This is a genomic window from Cellulosimicrobium sp. NPDC057862, assembly GCF_042797035.1.
Taxonomy (GTDB): domain Bacteria; phylum Actinomycetota; class Actinomycetes; order Actinomycetales; family Cellulomonadaceae; genus Cellulosimicrobium.
Genome location: NZ_JBHVMH010000032.1, coordinates 1 through 16,975 on the forward strand (window position 1 = coordinate 1; position 16,975 = coordinate 16,975).

At 75.0% G+C, this 16,975-nt stretch carries 15 protein-coding genes; 3 read left to right on the forward strand and 12 right to left on the reverse strand.

What is annotated here, in order from left to right; translation table 11 throughout:
• Positions 1-67: 67 nt before the first annotated feature.
• A complete protein-coding gene (gene glmS, locus ACFVN3_RS20460) occupies positions 68-1,945 on the reverse strand; it encodes a glutamine--fructose-6-phosphate transaminase (isomerizing) (RefSeq protein WP_378234807.1) in 1,878 nt (625 codons plus the stop codon).
• A 334-nt stretch (positions 1,946-2,279) separates the two neighbouring features.
• Here glmS and coaA point away from each other — a divergent pair, with 334 nt between their 5' ends.
• A complete protein-coding gene (gene coaA / locus ACFVN3_RS20465) occupies positions 2,280-3,269 on the forward strand; it encodes a type I pantothenate kinase (RefSeq protein ID WP_378234808.1) in 990 nt (329 codons plus the stop codon).
• Between the two features lie 61 nt (positions 3,270-3,330).
• Here coaA and ACFVN3_RS20470 read toward each other — a convergent pair whose 3' ends face one another.
• The 9 genes from ACFVN3_RS20470 to ACFVN3_RS20510 all read right to left on the reverse strand — a co-directional run bounded on the left by ACFVN3_RS20470 (position 3,331) and on the right by ACFVN3_RS20510 (position 13,637).
• Positions 3,331-4,152, reverse strand: coding sequence for a DedA family protein (locus tag ACFVN3_RS20470; protein WP_378234809.1), 822 nt, complete (start codon positions 4,150-4,152; stop codon positions 3,331-3,333).
• A gap of 251 nt (positions 4,153-4,403) precedes the next feature.
• The gene (gene hrpB, locus ACFVN3_RS20475; protein WP_378234810.1) at positions 4,404-6,941 is read right to left on the reverse strand and encodes an ATP-dependent helicase HrpB; all 2,538 of its coding nucleotides are present in this window, start codon (positions 6,939-6,941) and stop codon (positions 4,404-4,406) included.
• 56 nt (positions 6,942-6,997) lie between these two features.
• Positions 6,998-7,633 carry a peptide deformylase gene (locus ACFVN3_RS20480; RefSeq protein WP_378234811.1) on the reverse strand — a complete coding sequence of 212 codons (636 nt, stop codon included), beginning with the start codon at positions 7,631-7,633 and terminating at the stop codon, positions 6,998-7,000.
• On the reverse strand, positions 7,630-8,991 hold the full coding sequence (gene glmM, locus ACFVN3_RS20485) for a phosphoglucosamine mutase (protein WP_378234812.1): 1,362 nt from the start codon (positions 8,989-8,991) through the stop codon (positions 7,630-7,632). The genes ACFVN3_RS20480 and glmM overlap by 4 nt, the downstream gene beginning before the upstream one ends.
• Positions 8,992-9,137: 146 nt before the next feature.
• Entirely contained in the window at positions 9,138-9,626 is a 489-nt protein-coding gene (gene rpsI, locus ACFVN3_RS20490) for a 30S ribosomal protein S9 (protein ID WP_047234563.1), read from the reverse strand.
• A 45-nt stretch (positions 9,627-9,671) separates the two neighbouring features.
• Positions 9,672-10,115, reverse strand: coding sequence for a 50S ribosomal protein L13 (gene rplM / locus ACFVN3_RS20495; protein ID WP_047234564.1), 444 nt, complete (start codon positions 10,113-10,115; stop codon positions 9,672-9,674).
• A gap of 170 nt (positions 10,116-10,285) precedes the next feature.
• Complete coding sequence (locus tag ACFVN3_RS20500) at positions 10,286-11,230, reverse strand: rhodanese-related sulfurtransferase (RefSeq protein WP_378234813.1); 945 nt, start codon at positions 11,228-11,230, stop codon at positions 10,286-10,288.
• 43 nt (positions 11,231-11,273) lie between these two features.
• On the reverse strand, positions 11,274-12,968 hold the full coding sequence (locus tag ACFVN3_RS20505) for an ATP-binding cassette domain-containing protein (RefSeq protein ID WP_378234814.1): 1,695 nt from the start codon (positions 12,966-12,968) through the stop codon (positions 11,274-11,276).
• A gap of 108 nt (positions 12,969-13,076) precedes the next feature.
• Entirely contained in the window at positions 13,077-13,637 is a 561-nt protein-coding gene (locus ACFVN3_RS20510) for a DUF937 domain-containing protein (protein ID WP_378234815.1), read from the reverse strand.
• Between the two features lie 138 nt (positions 13,638-13,775).
• Between ACFVN3_RS20510 and ACFVN3_RS20515 the strand changes: the two genes are divergently transcribed.
• Complete coding sequence (locus ACFVN3_RS20515; protein WP_237841961.1) at positions 13,776-14,177, forward strand: DUF5709 domain-containing protein; 402 nt, start codon at positions 13,776-13,778, stop codon at positions 14,175-14,177.
• Positions 14,178-14,196: 19 nt separating this feature from the next.
• On the opposite strand, the gene truA is transcribed toward ACFVN3_RS20515, so the two are convergent.
• Positions 14,197-15,102 carry a tRNA pseudouridine(38-40) synthase TruA gene (truA, locus tag ACFVN3_RS20520; protein ID WP_378234818.1) on the reverse strand — a complete coding sequence of 302 codons (906 nt, stop codon included), beginning with the start codon at positions 15,100-15,102 and terminating at the stop codon, positions 14,197-14,199.
• A gap of 146 nt (positions 15,103-15,248) precedes the next feature.
• On the opposite strand from truA, the gene ACFVN3_RS20525 reads away from it, so the two are divergent.
• Positions 15,249-16,019 carry an ROK family protein gene (locus ACFVN3_RS20525; protein WP_378234816.1) on the forward strand — a complete coding sequence of 257 codons (771 nt, stop codon included), beginning with the start codon at positions 15,249-15,251 and terminating at the stop codon, positions 16,017-16,019.
• A 5-nt stretch (positions 16,020-16,024) separates the two neighbouring features.
• Here ACFVN3_RS20525 and ACFVN3_RS20530 read toward each other — a convergent pair whose 3' ends face one another.
• On the reverse strand, positions 16,025-16,840 hold the full coding sequence (locus ACFVN3_RS20530; protein ID WP_378234817.1) for an alpha/beta fold hydrolase: 816 nt from the start codon (positions 16,838-16,840) through the stop codon (positions 16,025-16,027).
• Positions 16,841-16,975: the final 135 nt, after the last annotated feature.

Sequence of the window (16,975 nt, forward strand, 5' to 3'; positions counted from 1 at the left end):
GCATGTGCTTGTGGCCCGTCCGGACGTCCGGACGGGCCACAAGCACATGCTCGGCGGGGTCGAGGGGTTACTCCACCGTGACCGACTTCGCGAGGTTGCGGGGCTGGTCGACGTCGAGGCCCTTGGCCGTCGCGAGCGCCATCGCGAAGATCTGCAGCGGCACGACGGCCAGCAGCGGCGAGAGCAGCGTCGGCGACTCCGGGACCCAGAAGATCTCGTCCGCGTAGGGGCGCACGGCGTCGTCCCCGTCCTCGGCGATGACGAGCGTCCGCGCACCGCGGGCCCGGATCTCCTGGATGTTCGAGATGACCTTCGAGTGCAGGCCCTCGCGGCCCTTCGGCGACGGCACGACGACGAACACCGGCTGGCCCTCGTCGATGAGCGCGATCGGCCCGTGCTTGAGCTCGCCCGCGGCGAAGCCCTCCGCGTGGATGTACGCGAGCTCCTTGAGCTTGAGCGCGCCCTCGAGCGCGACCGGGAACCCGACGTGGCGACCGAGGAAGAGGACGGACTTCGCGTCCTTCATGGACCGGGCGGTCGCGCGCACGTACTCGCCGCGCTCGATGACGGTCTGGATCTTGCGCGGCATGTCGCGCAGGTCCTCGAGGATCGCCGAGATCTCGTCCGGGAACTTGTTCCCGCGCAGCTGCGCTAGGTAGAGCCCGAGGAGGTACGCCGCGGTGATCTGCGACAGGAACGCCTTGGTCGAGGCGACCGCGATCTCCGGCCCGGCGTGCGTGTAGAGCACGGCGTCGGACTCGCGCGGGATGGTCGACCCGTGCGTGTTGACGATCGAGATGACCTTCGCGCCCTGCTCGCGCGCGTGGCGCACGGCCATGAGCGTGTCCATCGTCTCGCCGGACTGCGTCACGGCCACGACGAGCGTCTTCTCGTCGACGATCGGGTCGCGGTAGCGGAACTCGTGCGCGAGCTCGACCTCGACCGGGATGCGGCACCAGTGCTCGATCGCGTACTTGGCGACGTGGCCCGAGTAGGCGGCGGTCCCGCACGCGACGACGATGATCTTGTCGACCGACCGGAGCACGGCCTCGTCAATGCGCAGGTCGTCGAGCACGAGCTTGCCCGACGGGTCCGTCCGGCCGAGCAGGGTGTCCGCGACGGCGTGCGGCTGGTCGTGGATCTCCTTGTCCATGAAGGACGAGAAGCCGCCCTTCTCCGCGGCCGCGGCGTCCCAGTCGACCGTGTAGCGCTTGGCCTCGGCCGGGTTCCCGTCGAAGTCGCTCACCTCGACGGACGTCGGGGTGATCGTGACGATCTGGTCCTGCCCGAGCTCGAGCGCCTCCTTGGTGTGGGAGATGAACGCCGCGACGTCCGAGCCGAGGAAGTTCTCCCCCTCCCCGATCCCGACGACGAGCGGCGAGTCGTGCCGCGCGCCCACGACCGTGTCGGGCGAGTCGGCGTGGACGGCCAGGAGCGTGAACGTGCCCTCGAGGCGGCGGGCGACCTGGCCCATCGCGAGCGTGAGGTCCTTGGTCTCGCGGTAGGCGCGCGCGAGGAGCTGCGCCGCGACCTCCGTGTCCGTCTCCGACCGGAACTGCACCCCCTCGGCGAGCAGCTCGGACTTGAGCGTCGCGAAGTTCTCCACGATCCCGTTGTGGATGACCGCGAGGCGGTCGTCGTCCGCGAGGTGAGGGTGGGCGTTGGTGTCCGTCGGGCCGCCGTGCGTCGCCCAGCGCGTGTGACCGATCGACGCGGTCGCCGCGGGGAGCGGGTGCAGGTCGATCTCCTCGACGAGGTTCGCGAGCTTGCCCGACTTCTTGGCGAACGCGACGGCGTCGATCCCGGGTGCGACGAGCGCGACACCGGCCGAGTCGTAGCCGCGGTACTCGAGCCTGCCGAGTCCTTCGAGAGCGACGTCGAGGGGTCGCCCCGAGGCCTCTCCGACCATGGTTCCAGGGCCTACGTAGCCCACGATTCCGCACATGGTGATCGAGTCTATCCACGGACGTGCGCCACTCCGGAGCCGCACGATCACGCGGTTTTTCGTGAGGTCCGCTGCCAAAAGCGCCCCGCGGGCGAGCGGCGCCCGGGCCGGTGAGGGTCGACCTCGTGACCACCGTACGGATCGGCCTCTCAGGAGGGCGGTACGCCGACCGGGGTTCACGCTCGCGGGCAAGGGGCCGCGCTCCGCCACCCAACACGAAGCGACTGCCGGAGATGCGTCCGAGGTCGACCGGTCGCGCACTGCGGGGCGTCCGGCACCAGAGTCGAAGGCCCTCGTGCACCGGCACGGCCGCGGATCCGGCAGAATCGGGCGGGTGTCCTTCCCCGTCGACGACCCGTCCGACCTCCTGCCGGCCCATCTCGCGGCGCCGTCGTCCTCGCCGTACGTCGACCTCGACCGCGCGGTGTGGAGCCGCCTGTCGGAGTCGACGCCGCTCCCGCTGACGGACGACGACGTCACCCGGCTGCGCGGCCTCGGCGACCCCATCGACCTCGCGGAGGTCGACGCGGTCTACCGCCCGCTGTCGCGCCTGCTCAACCTCTACGTGACCGCGACGTCGGGGCTCCACGAGGCGACGTCGACGTTCCTCCGGGAGGAGACGGGCAACACGCCGTACGTCATCGGCGTCGCGGGCTCGGTCGCGGTGGGCAAGTCCACGACCGCTCGCGTCCTGCGCGAGATGCTGGCCCGCTGGCCCGAGACGCCGCGCGTGGAGCTCATCACGACCGACGGCTTCCTCTACCCCAACGCGGAGCTGGACCGCCGCGGCCTGATGGACCGCAAGGGCTTCCCGGAGTCCTACGACCGGCGCGCGCTCATCCGGTTCCTGTCCAAGGTCAAGGCGGGCCACGCCGAGGTCAAGGCGCCCGTCTACGACCACCTCACGTACGACATCGTGCCCGGGGCGGAGGCGGTCGTGCGCAAGCCCGACGTGCTCGTCGTCGAGGGGCTGAACGTCCTCCAGCCGGCCCGGCCGAGCGCGCACGACGAGTCCACGGTCGCGGTCTCCGACTTCTTCGACTTCTCGATCTACGTCGACGCCCGCACGCGCAACATCCGGCAGTGGTACGTCGACCGGTTCCTCGCCCTGCGCCGCACGGCGTTCGCCCGTCCCGAGTCGTACTTCCGCCGCTACGCCGACCTCACGGACGAGCAGGCGGTCGAGAAGGCGAAGTCGATCTGGGACGCGATCAACGCCCCGAACCTCGAGCAGAACATCCTGCCGACGCGCGGTCGCGCGACGCTCGTCCTCACCAAGGGGTCGGACCACTCCGTCCAGCGCGTGCGGCTGCGCAAGCTCTGAGCCCGCGCGACGCCGTAGCGGGCGAGGCCCGCCACCAGGACCCGGCTCGCGGCGGCTCGGCTCAGGCGCCGGGTGTCGCGCCCGGCGCGCGCGGCGTGCCCGGCCCGCCCGTGCTCCCCGGCGGCGTCGCCCCCGGCGCCCCGGACGACACGCCCTCGTCGGCGCCGGCCGCCTCCGCGCCGGCCACCTCCGTGATCGCCTCCTGCGGAGCCGGGTCGCCGTTCGTCGGCGCCTCATGCACGGGGACCACCACCGGGAGCTCGCCCCGGTGCCGCGCCCGCATCATGAGCACGCGGTCGATGACGAAGCCGGTGGCCACCCCGAGGACGACGCCGACGACCATCGCGAGGAGCGGCTCGTGGCCCAGCCACTGCGCGGCGACGAGACCGATGAGGACCGAGTACACCGCCCACGTGACGGCCGCGATCCCGGAGAACGCCATGAAGCGGCGGCGCGGGTACCCCACGGCGCCGGCCGTCATGTTCACCGCGACGCGGCCGACGGGGATGTAGCGCGCGGCGAGGATGAACGAGGCCCCGCGGTGCGCGAGGGCCCGCTCCGCCCAGGCCACGGCCTTGCGGCCCCGCGGTGAGCGCAGGAACCGGACGCGGTCGGTGCCGATGGCGCGGCCGATCGAGAACGCGATCTGGTCGCCCGTCCACGCGCCGGCCGCGGCGACCAGGAGCACGAGCAGGAGGTTCGGCTCGCCGGTCGCGTGCGCGGACACGGCGAGCGTGATGACGACGGACTCGCTCGGGATGGGCGGGAAGAACCCGTCGATCGTCGCGAAGCCGAACAGCGCGGGATAGATCCACGCGGACGCCGCGAGGGCGAGAATCCAGGTCTCCAGATTCTCCAGGAAGGTCGACACGGCGTCGGGCAACGGCGTCCTCGTTCGTCGGCTGGCGGGGAGGCCAGGCTGGCGGCGGCGGCAGGTCGGGCGTCCTGCGCCACGACAAGCCTACGGAGCGCGACGACGTCGACCATCAGGGAAACCCCCGGTTGGCCCCTGAGGATTCCCGCCCGGCAGCGCCGCGCCCGGTGACGAGTCTTCCGTGCCGCGGCCGCCGACGCGTCATCCCGACGAACGACTTCTCGCGACGGGAGCGTACGTCGTGAGGACCAGGGCCCCGTTCAGGCGTCGCGCCGTCGCGGACGTGGCGTCCCCCGCAGCGGCTGGGCGGTGCCCGGGTCCTGCGGCCACGCGTGCTTGGGGTAGCGCCCGCGCAGCTCGGCCCGCACCTGCGGGTAGCCCTGCACCCAGAACGAGGCCAGGTCCGCCGTGACCGCGGCCGGGCGACCCGCCGGGGACAGCAGGTGCAGCAGCACGGGCACGCGCCCGTCCGCGACGCGCGGCGTGCTCGCCCATCCGAACGTCTCCTGGAGCCGGACCGCGAGCACGGGCTGGTCCTGGTCGTAGGCCACGGCGACGCGCGAGCCGCTCGGGACCTCGAGCCGCTCGGGCGCGAGCGCGTCGAGGCGCGCCGCCTCCGGCCACGGCAGCAGACGGCGCAGCGCGCCCCCGAGGTCCGGACGCTGCCCCCGGGCGACGGCATGGACGTCGGGGCCCAGCCAGTCGTCCAGGCGGGCCAGGAGCGCCTCGTCGCCGACGTCGGGCCACGGGTCTCCCAGGACGCGGTGCAGGAACCGCAGGCGGTCGCGCAGCCGGCGCGCGCCGTCGGACCACGGGAGGCCCGACAGACCGTCCCGGCGCAGCCCGTCGCGCACGGTCGCCACCAGGAGGTCCGCGGGCGGGTCCCGCCACGGCTCGCGCGCGAGCTCGATCGCGCCGAGCGAGGTGACCCGGGTGGCGCGCACGCGCCCGCCCGACCACTCGGCGACGCCGGTCGACCGCAGCTCGGGCGCGGCGGCGGCCCGCGCCGTCGCCTCGTCGACCGGGGCGGCGGACCGCACGACGGCGTCCGCCCGGCCCGCGGCGCGGTCCACGTCCGCCACCGCGAGCCACGGCGTGCCCTGCAGGGGCGAGCCTGGTGGCAGCCGCGCGCCGGCGCCCGAGACCAGGAGGTACGTCTCGCCTCCCGGCCGCAGGCGGGCCAGGCGGTCCGGGTGGGCGAGCGCGACGACGTGTCCGACGGCGGCGTCGTCGGTGGGTCTGCGCGGTGCGGCCGGGCGCGATACCCCGGCGGTCGTGCCCGCGGCACGCGCCACCCGCTCGAGCCGGTCCCGCTGCGCGGCCCACGCGCCGGAACCCGGTCCGCCGCGACGCAGCCCGCGCAGCGCGGCCGGCAGGTCGGCGCCCGGCACGCGCACGTCCTCCGAGAGCAGCGCCACGACCTCGGCGGCGAGTTCCGCGCCCACCTCGGGGACGGCGTCGAGCAGCGCCCGCGCGCGCCGCGGGTCGGCGGGGACGGCGGCGACGCGGCGCCCGAGCGGCGTCACCCCGTCCGGCCCCACGGCCCCCAGCCCGTGCAGCACGTCGCGGGCGACGGCCCAGGCGGCCGCGGGCGGCGGGTCCAGCAGCGCGAGCCCCGCACCGTCGGGGCTGCCCCAGCACGCGAGCTCGAGCGCGAACCCGGTGAGGTCCGCCGTGCGGATCTCCGGCTCCGGGTGCCGCGCGAGCCGCGCGTGGTCGCCCTCCGACCAGCACCGGTACACCGCCCCCGGGCCCTCGCGCCCGGCACGGCCGGCGCGCTGCTCGGCGCCCGCCCGGCTGACGGCCACCGTCACGAGGCCGGGCAGCCCACGGCGCACGTCCGTGCGCGGCTCGCGCGCGAGCCCGGCGTCCACCACGACCCGCACGCCCGGGACGGTGAGGGACGACTCCGCGACCGCCGTCGAGACCACGACGCGGCGTCGTGGCCCGGGCTCGAGCGCCCGGTCCTGCTCGCGCGGGGGCAGGCGGCCGTGCAGCGGGCGCACGTCCACGTCCGACGACCCGCGTGCCAGCAGCCCCGCGACGGTGTCCACCTCGCGCGCGCCGGGGACGAACACGAGGACGTCACCCGTCCGCTCGCGCAGCGCGCGGTGCGTGGTCGCGACGACGTGGTCGAGCAGCGCGGGCGCGGTCCCCCGTGCGTCGGTGCGCGGACCGCCCCCCGGGCACCAGACGACGTCGACCGGGTGGAGCCCGCCCTCGACCGCCACGACCGGCACCGCCTGCGCGCCCGTGCCGAGAGCCCGGGCGGTCCGCCCGGCCTCGACCGTCGCGGACATCGCGACGAGCGCGAGGCCGTCGCGCAGGTTCTCGCGCACGTCCGCCAGGAGCGCGAGCGCGAGGTCGTCCTCGAGATGGCGCTCGTGCACCTCGTCGAGCACGACGCCCGCCACGCCCGGCAGCTCCGGGTCGCGCTGGAGCCGGCGGACGAGCGTGCCCGTCGTGACGACCTCGACGCGGGTGCGTCGCGACGTCCGCGACTCGCCCCGCACCGTGTAGCCGACGGTGCCGCCGAGGTCCTCGCCGAGCAGCGTCGCGAGCCGCCGGGCCGCCGCCCGGGCGGCGAGCCGCCGGGGCTGCGTCACGACGACGCGCCTGTCCGGGGCGTCCCCCAGGGCGACGGCGAGGGCAGGTGGCACGAGGGTCGTCTTGCCCGTGCCGGGCGGCGCCTGCACGACGACGGCGCCCTCCGCGCGCACCGCGGCGACCACCTCGGCGAGGTGGTGCGCCACCGGCAGGTCGGGCGGCGCGGCGAGGAGTCGGGTGAGCGGGTCCACCCCGGTAGTCTCGCGTGCCGACGCGCCCGCGCCGCGCGTTGCGCCGCGTGGCCCGGTCAGCGCGCCTCGCGCGAGGCGCCCGGGAGCCTGGCGACCCCGAGCGTGGACGAGAGGGTGCGCAGGTCGGCCCCGTCCACGTAGAGCTCGCCCCGCAGGTGGTCGGTCTCGTGCTGGACGATCCGTGCCGCCCACCCGGTGAGCACGTCGTCGAACGGCTCGCCCGCCTCGTCCTGCCCGGTGAGGCGCACCGAGCGGGCGCGCGTCCGCTCCGCCTGCCAGCCGTGCACCGAGAGGCACCCCTCGAAGAAGGTCCGGGTCTCGTCGCCGACGGCCTCGTACCTCGGGTTGACGAGCACCCGGAACGCGAGCGGCGGGCGTTCGCGCTCGTCGTCCACGTCCGGGGTGCCGGGGTCCTCCACGACGGCGACCGCGAGGCCGATCCCGACCTGCGGCGCCGCGAGGCCCACCCCGGGCGCCGCGTGCATCGTCGCGCGCATCGCGTCGAGGAACCGCGGCAGCACGTCGCCGAGCTGTCCTGCGTACGGCACCGCCGGCGTGCGCAGCACGGGCTGACCCGCCTGCACGATCGGCAGGACGCCGTCGTCGTACGCGTCGAGGAGCGCGACCACGTGCTCGCGCAGCGCCTCGTCGACCCCCTGGCGCACTCCTGTCCCCCGCCCGGTCGCGCTCACAGCGCGAGCCGGTCCCGCACGACCCCCGCGAGCCGGGCCGCGACGGCGTCGGCCTGCTGCTGCGTCGCCGCCTCGACCATGACGCGCACGAGCGGCTCGGTGCCCGACGGCCGGAGCAGCACGCGACCCGTCTCGCCGAGCGTCCGCTCCGCGTCCGCGACGGCGGCGAGCAGCACCTCGTCGCTCGACGCTCGCGCCTTGTCCACGCCGGAGACGTTGAGGAGCGTCTGCGGGAGGCGCTGCACGACGCTCGCCAGGTCGGCGAGCTTCTGGCCCGTCGCCCGGACGCGCGCCGCGAGCTGGAGGGCCGTGAGCACGCCGTCCCCCGTGGTCGCGTAGCGCGACAGCACGATGTGCCCCGACTGCTCGCCCCCGAGCCCGTACCCGTGGGCCCGCATCTCCTCGAGGACGTACCGGTCGCCGACCGCCGTCTGGACGGTGGTGATCCCCGCGTCGCGCATCGCGAGCAGGAGGCCCAGGTTGCTCATCACGGTCACGACGAGCGTGTCGTGCGGGAGCTCGCCCTCGTCCTTGAGCGCGAGCGCGAGGACGCCCATGATCTGGTCGCCGTCGACGACCGTGCCGCCGTGGTCGACCGCGATGCAGCGGTCCGCGTCGCCGTCGAACGCGACGCCGAAGTCCGCCTCGGACGCCACGACGACGGCCTGGAGCTGCTCCGGGTGGTTCGAGCCGCACGCGGCGTTGATGTTGCGGCCGTCGGGGCTCGCGTTGATGACCACGACGTCCGCGCCGGCCGCACGCAGCGCCGCGGGGCCGACGTCGCTCGCCGCGCCGTTCGCGCAGTCGACCGCGATGCGCAGCCCGGCGAGCGGCTTGTGGTCCTCGTCCGCTCCGATGCTCGCCATGAGGTGCTCGACGTACGCGCCGCCCGCGCGGCCCCGGTCGGGCGAGATGCGGCCGACCGTGCCGTGCGTCGGGCGCTGCCACTCCTGCCCGAGCAGGCTCTCGATCCGGTCCTCGACCGCGTCGTCGAGCTTGACGCCGCCGCGTGCGAGGAACTTGATCCCGTTGTCCTGCATCGGGTTGTGCGACGCCGAGATCACGACGCCGAAGTCGACGTCCATGGTGCTCGTCAGGTACGCGACGGCCGGGGTCGGAAGCACGCCCACGTCCTTCACGTCGACGCCCGCGCTCGCGAGCCCGGCGATGAGCGCCGCGCCCAGGAACTCGCCCGAGACCCGCGTGTCACGCCCCACGACCGCGCGCGGACGGTGCCCCTCCTCCTGCCCGCTCGCGAGCACGCGAGCCGCCGCGACGCCGAGGTCGAGCGCGAGCTCGCCCGTCACGTTGCCGTTCGCCAGACCGCGCACCCCGTCGGTGCCGAAAAGCCGTCCCATGGAAAGTCCTTCCTCGACCGGCCGTACGTCGACCGTACGACCGCCTGCCCCCGCCCGCCCTCGGCGAGCCTTGGTCACCGTCCCTCACGAACGACGTCGGCCCCGGTGGACGAGGTCCACCGGGGCCGACGAGCGCACAGCGCGGATCAGCGCTTGGAGTACTGCGGTGCCTTACGGGCCTTCTTGAGACCGGCCTTCTTGCGCTCGACGACGCGGGCGTCGCGAGTGAGGAAGCCGGCCTTCTTCAGCGCGGGGCGGTTGTGCTCGGCGTCGATCGCGTTGAGCGCACGCGCGATGCCGAGGCGCAGCGCACCGGCCTGGCCGGAGGTGCCGCCGCCGCTGATGCGGGCGACGACGTCGAAGCGACCCTCGACGTCGACCAGCTTCAGCGGGGAGTTCACGAGCTGCTGGTGAACCTTGTTCGGGAAGTAGTCCTCGAGCGAGCGCCCGTTGATCTTCCACTGCCCGGTCCCGGGGACGAGGCGCACGCGCGCCACGGCCTCCTTGCGGCGGCCCAGGGCCTGGCCGGGAGCGGTGATGCTCTGACCGCGGCCCGTGGGGGCGGCGGACTCAGAGGTGTAGGTGCTGGGCGTCTCGTCGCCCAGGGTGTCGGTGTCGACGGTGGTCTCGGCCACGGGTGGTGTCCTCGCGTCTCTCTGTGCGCTACGCCTGGGCGGCGATTACTGCGCGACCTGGGTGATCTCGAACGGCTTCGGCTGCTGCGCGGCGTGCGGGTGCTCGGCACCCGCGTAGACCTTGAGCTTGCCGAACTGGGCGCGACCGAGGGTGGTCTTGGGGAGCATGCCGCGCACGGCCCGCTCCACAGCACGCTCGGGGTGCTTGTCGAGCAGGTCGCCATAGGCGACGGCACGCAGACCACCCGGGTACCCGGAGTGGTTGTAGGCCATCTTCTGCTCGCGCTTGTTGCCGCTCAGGGCGACCTTGCCGGCGTTGATGACGATGACGAAGTCACCGCCGTCGACGTGCGGAGCGAAGGTCGGCTTGTGCTTGCCGCGCAGCAGGGTGGCCACGTGGGTGGCCAGGCGGCCCAGGACGACGTCGGTCGCGTCGATGACGTACCAGTCGCGCTGGACGTCGCCGGGCTTCGGGGTGTACGTACGCACGGTCGTAGCCTTCGTTTCTGTCTCAGAATGTCTTCTTCGGCCGCTGAAGCGTGCGGCCGAGAGGGCAGGTCGTTGCGCGGCGGGCTCGGTCGACACCCGCTCCTTGGCCGGCAGCGAGTGGGCGCGCTAGCGACACGGGCGTCGTGAGATGAGCACAACGACTCACCAGACTACCCGCGGGGCAGGCCGGCGGTCAAAGCGGCGGGACCGGTGGGCAGGCCGGCGGCCGGGCGCTCGACCACGCACGTCTCGCACCGCGTCGAGCGCGCGACGTGCACGCAGTCCGGGCAGTACAGGCGCAGCGTCCGGCAGCTCGGGTCGGCGCAGTTCTCGTACTTCGCCGTCGCCGCCCCGCACCCCGTGCACGCGCCGAGCGGGGTCGACCCCGGGCCGAGGTCGACGTGCATGCGCTCGTCGAACACGTAGAGCGAGCCCTCCCACAGCCCCTGCGACCCGAACGCCTCGCCGTACCGCACGACGCCGCCGTCGAGCTGGTACACCTCCTCGAAGCCGCGGGCGGTCAGGAGCGCGGACAGCACCTCGCACCGCACGCCGCCGGTGCAGTACGTGACGACCGGTCGCTGCTTGAGGTCGTCGTAGCGGCCCGAGTCGATCTCGGCGACGAAGTCGCGCGTCGTGGCGACGTCCGGCACGACGGCCCCGCGGAACCGCCCGATCTCCGCCTCGAACGCGTTCCGGCCGTCGAACATCACGACGTCGTCGCCCCGCTCCGCCACGAGGTCGTGCAGGGCCTGCGGGCTCAGCCGCGTGCCGCCCCCCACGACGCCGCTCTCGTCGACCACGACCTCGTCGGGGACGCCGAACGCCACGAGCTCGGGCCGCACCTTCACGGACAGGCGCGGGAAGTCCCGACCCGTGCCGTCGGACCACTTGACGTCGATGCCCTCGAAGCCGGGGTACTGCCGGGTCGTCTTCACGTACTGCTTGAGGTCCTCGACCGTCCCGCCCAGCGTCGCGTTGATCCCGTGCTCCGCGACGATCACACGTCCCGTGAGGTTCCAGCGCTCCCCCAGCGCCCGCTGCCAGAGCTGCACCGCGCGGGGGTCGGGCAACGGCGTGAAGGCGTAGAAGAGCACGATCTTGTGGACGGCCATGCCCACCAGGATAGGGACGGCGGCACCCGGCCCCCGCACCCGGCTACCGTGCCCGCTGCACCCGCTCGACGTCCCAGACCGGCTCCGGCGCCTCGACGACCTCCCCGTCACCCCGGAACACGAGGTAGCGGTCGAACCCGCGCGCGAACCACCGGTCGTGCGTCACGGCGAGCACCGTGCCCTGGAACGCCGCGAGGCCGGCCTCGAGGGCCTCGGCCGAGTGGAGGTCGAGGTTGTCCGTCGGCTCGTCGAGCAGCAGGAGGGTCGCACCGTCGAGCTCGAGCAGGAGGATCTGGAACCGCGCCTGCTGCCCGCCCGACAGGGTCTCGAAGCGCTGCTCCGCCTGGCCGACCAGCTCGTAGCGGTCGAGCGCGCGGCTCGCGCCCTCGCGGCCCATCCCGGCCCGGTGCCCGTCGCCGCGGTGCAGGATCTCCAGGAGGGTCCTCCCGCGCAGCTCGGGGTGGTCGTGGTTCTGGGCGAACCAGCCCGGCCGCACGCGCGAGCCGAGCACCGCGCGGCCCGCGTGCGCCACGGGGTCCGGCCGGACGGCGTCGGACGTCGCGGGGTCGGGCACCACCCCGGGCTCGGGGTCGCTCCCGCCGGCGGCGAGGAGCCGCAGGAAGTGCGACTTGCCCGACCCGTTCGAGCCCAGCACCGCGACGCGCTCCCCGAAGAAGACCTCGAGGTCGAACGGCCGCATGAGGCCGGTGAGCTCGAGCGACTGGCACGTCACGGCACGCTTGGCGGTGCGACCGCCCGCGAGCCGCACGGTGACGCGCTGCTCGCGCGCGAGCACCTCCGGGGGGCCCGCCTCCTCGAACTTGCGCAGGCGCGTCTTCGCCGCCTGGTACCGGCTCGCGAGCCCGTCGTTGTAGGCGGCCTTGGTCTTGAGCGTCTGCACGAGCTCGCGCAGCTTGGCGTGCTCCTCGTCCCACCGGCGCGCGAGCTCCGCCAGGCGCTCCCGCCGGTCGGCGCGCGCCCGCGCGTAGGTCGCGAAGCCGCCGCCGTGCACCCAGACCGTCCCGCCGCCCGGCGTCGGCTCGAGCGTCGCGACCTGCGTCGCCGTGCGGGACAGCAGCTCGCGGTCGTGCGAGACGTAGAGGACCGTCTTGGGCGACGCCACCAGCCGCTCCTCGAGCCAGCGCTTGGTCGGCACGTCGAGGTGGTTGTCCGGCTCGTCGAGCAGCAGGACCTCCTCGGGCCCGCGGAGCAGCGCCGTGAGCGCCAGGCGCTTCTGCTCGCCGCCGGACAGCGTGCGCACGTCGCGCCACTGCGCCTTGTCGAACGGGACGGACAGGACCTCGTCGGTCACCTCGTCCCACGCCGCCTCGGCGTCGTAGCCCCCGACGTCGGCCCAGTCGACGAGCGCCTGGGCGTACCGGAGCTGGGCGGGCTCGTCGTCGACCGTCATGATGTCGTGCTCCGCCGCGGCGAGCTCGAGCGCCGCCTGCTTGACCGCGGCCGGCGCGAGCTCGACGAGCAGGTCGCGGACCGTGCGGTCGTCGTCGATGCGCCCGACGTCCTGCCGCATGACGCCGAGGCCGCCGCTGCGCACGACCGCCCCGCCGTGCGGCGCGACGTCGCCCGTGACGATGCGCAGGAGCGTCGACTTGCCGACCCCGTTCGGCCCGACGAGCGCGACCCGCGCGCCGTCCGCGACGCGCAGGCTCACGCCGTCGAGGAGCGTGCGCCCGTCGGGCAGGTGATACATGATGTCGCTGAGGTCGAGGTGTCCCACGAGGCCATCGTCCCCCGGGCGGACCCGCCGGGTCACGCGGATTCTGCGCGCCCCCGACCGCTCCGGCGTCGACGCACCCGAGCGGGGCGGCCGTCGTCGGCCCCGGGCTCAGCGCCGGCCGCCCCCGAGGAGACCGCCCAGGCCGCCCAGGAGGTCCCCGAGGCCGCCGCCGGAGCCACCGGAACCGCCGCCCAGGAGACCGCCGAGCAGGTCGCCCAGGCCGCCGCCCGCGCTCTCCTGCGCGGCCGGGGAGGACCCCGCACCGGAGTCCTTGCCCCCGAGCTGCTTCGCGAGGAACGCCAGCGCGATCGGCGCGAGCGCGGGCAGGACCTTCGACAGCAGCCCCTGCTGCGTGCCCGTCGAGTCCGCGAGCTGCGCGACGACGGCCTCCTCGTTCGACCCGAACACGTGGCGGACGATCTTCTCGCCGTCGGCGGTGTCCACGTCGTCGAGGTTCACCCCGCCCTCCACGAGCGACGGGTCGTGCTGCGTGAGGGCCTTGCCGAGCGACGCCGCGCCCGCCGGGTCCTGCGCGTTCGCCTGGAGCCCGCCGAGCAGCGCGGGGAGCGCCGCGCCCACGGCCTGCTGCGCCGTCGCCTCGTCGACGCCGAGCCGACCGGCGAGCTGGTCGAGCGGGATGGTGGACAGGATGTCGTCGATGCCGGCCATGGTGGTCCTCGGTTCTCGGGCTCGTTCGCGGGGCGGCCGCGGCGCACGCGACCCCTCCCACGGTATCGCCGGCGGCACGTCGGTGCAGGTCGGGGCGCAGATGCTGCGTCCGACCGTCCGAGGTGCCACTGTGGACGCATGAGCGAAGACACCACCGGCACCAGCCCGGACCCGGAGACCGGCGCCGAGGGCGACAACGACCAGCTCCAGGCCGAGGACACGCTGCTCGACCGCGGCGTCGACGACGTGCTCGACGAGGGCTACTCCCCGCCCGACCGCCCGCGCAAGAACCACTACGGCGAGACGCCGTGGGAAGAGGTGCACGGCGAGACGCTCGACCAGCGGCTCGCCGAGGAGGAGCCGGAGGAGTGGGACCGGGACCCGCTCGACCGACCGGACGCGACCCGTTCGGGCCGCCTCGTGGCGGACCCCGACGCGCTGGACGGTCGCCAGAACGACACCTACGCGGACGACGAGGGCATCTCCGGGGGCGCCGCGGGCGCCGAGGAGGCCGCCGTGCACGTCGTCGAGGAGCCGTGACGGGGTAGCCCTCCGGGAATCAGCCCAGGTTGCGCGACGCGCCCTCGTCCCAGACGTCCTCCTCGTTCCGGACGGCGCGGATCCGGTCGGCGCGCGCCGCGAGCTCGTCGTCGGGCGGGTAGGTGACCTCCTCGAGCACGAGCCCGTGGGCGGGGACGACACCGGCCCCCGCGTCGCGCCGCCGGCTCACGAGGAGCTGCTCGGGCCAGTCGACCCCGCGCCGGCCCTCCCCCACGGCGAGCGACGCGCCGACCAGCGCGCGCACCATGTTGTGGCAGAACGCGTCCGCGCGGACCTGCGCGACGACGAGACCCGCATCGGGCCCGTCGACCGGCCGCGACCACGACAGGTGCTGGAGCTCGCGGATCGTCGTCGCCCCGGGCCGGGGCTTGCAGAAGGCGGCGAAGTCGCGCACCCCGAGCAGCGGCCGCACGGCGGCGTCCATCGCGGCGACGTCGAGCGGGCGCCGGTTCCACAGGACCCACGCCCGCCGCAGCGGGTCGCGCCGCGCCGGGTCGTCCGCGACCCGGTACGTGTACGCGCGGTGCAGGGCCGAGAACCGCGCGTCGAACCCGTCGGGGGCCGGCGCCGCGCGGTGCACGACGACGTCCCCCGGGAGCACCCCGCCGAGCCGCGCGACGAGCGCGTCGCCCGGCGTGCGGTCGGAGCGCCCGGGCAGGGCCGCCCACTGGTCACGCGTGAGGTCGACGTGCGCGACCTGGCCGCGCGCGTGCACCCCCGCGTCGGTGCGTCCCGCGACGGTCAGGCGAGGCGCCGGACCGCGCAGGAGCGTCGCCAGCCCCTCCTCGATCGCGCCCTGGACGGTGCGCAGCGCGGGCTGGCGGGCCCAGCCGGCGAAGTCCGTCCCCTGGTAGGCGAGGTCGAGGCGGACCCGCACGACGTCGTCGGGCGGATCCTGCCGCACGATCGGCCCGGAGTACGCGTCCGCACCGGGCGCGCCGGGTGCGGGGTCGTCGGGGCGTGCGTCGGGGGCAGGGGCGTCGCTCACGGGAGTTCACCGTAGTCGCCCGGCCGTGCGGCGCGCGCGCCGTCGTGCCTACGCTGCCGCCCATGACCGGCGACCGCGCAGACGTCCGCACCCTCGCCGTCGACTGCGGCGGCGGAGGGATCAAGGCGAACGTGCTCGACGCGTCGGGCACCGCGCACGCCGCCGCCGTCCGCGTGCCGACGCCCTACCCGCTGCCCCCCGAGCTGCTCGTCGAGACGATCGCGGAGATCTCGGCCACGCTGCCCTCCGCGGACCGGGTCACCGTCGGCATGCCCGGCATGATCCGGCGCGGCGTCGTCGTGCACACGCCGCACTACGTGACGCGCAGCGGCCCGCGCTCCCGCGTGGATCCGGCCCTCGCGGAGGCGTGGACGAGCTTCGACGTCCAGGCCGCGGTGTCCGCGCGCCTCGGCGTGCCCGCCCTCGTGCTCAACGACGCCGAGGTGCACGGCGCGGGCGTCGTCGCGGCGTCCGGGCTGGAGCTCGTGCTGACGCTCGGGACAGGGCTGGGCTCGGCGCTGTTCCACGGCGGACGGCTCGCGCCGCACCTCGAGTGGTCGCGCGCCCCGGTGCGCCGTGGCACGACGTACGACGAGTACGTCGGCGAGCCCGAGCGGCGCCGGCTCGGCAACGGGCTGTGGTCGCGGCGCGTGCTCACGGTCGTCGAGGGCCTGCGTCCCGTCTTCTGGTGGGACCGGTTGTACCTGGGCGGTGGGAACTCGCGGCAGATCACCCCCAGCGTGCTCGACCGCCTCGGCGACGACGTCGTCGTCGTGCCCAACTCCGCCGCGCTCGTCGGCGGGGCACGCGCCTGGGACCTGCCGCCCGCCTGACCGCCTCAGCGCGCGACCGTGCGGTGCGGCGCGACGCGCGGCCGTGCCGCCCCGCCCTCCCCGGCCGTCGGTCCGCTCGTCGCGACCGCGCGGTGGGCGTCGAGAAGGATCCGGTTGAACGCGACCGGTGCGTCGAGGCTCACGAGGTGCCGGGCGCCCGGGACGACCACGAGCCGCGCGGGCGCTCCCCCGTGCCGGGCCGCCTCCACGAAGCCGCGCTCGCCGAACCGGAAGTGGTCCCACCGGCCGTTGACCAGCCACACGGGCGAGTCCGTGGCGGCGAGGGCCGTCACGGGGTCGACCGCCTCGACCTCGCGCAGGATCGCGCTCATCACGTCGAGCGCGAACCCGCCCGCCGCCAGGTCGGCCGCGCCCTGCGGCGTCAGCGCGCGGTCGACGAGCGCCTGGTTGAGCCCCGCTCCGCCGTCGGGCAGCCGCTCGATGCCGCGCGCGACGAGGAGCCAGCCCCCACGCAGCCGCGTGGCGGGCGGGGTCGAGCAGGCGGCGGCCACGAGGCCGACGACGCGCTCGGGGTGCCGCGCCCGCGCCTCGATCGCGACGTAGCCGCCCAGCGACAGCCCGACGACGAGCGCACGCCCGCCCAGGTCGTCGACCCCGGCCGCGACGGCCTCCACGGCACCGTCCAGGGTGAACGCCTCGCCCCGCCGCGCCCCGTGCCCCGGCAGGTCCACGGCGAGCGCGTCGACGCCCGCGCGGCGCAGGGCCGCGAGCTGGTCGCGCCACATCGACCGCGACGTGCGTGAGCCGTGCACGAGGACGACGGGCGGCCACGCCACCTGGGAGGAGTCGACACCCGTCACGTCTCGACGGTAGGCCCTCCCCGACGCGAGATCGACCCGTACGTCACGAGATCGGCCCTCTGAGGGTCGATCTCGGCCGTACGGGTCGGTCTCGCGGGGCCACCCTCGCGGCCCGCCGCCAGGCGACCCGGTGGG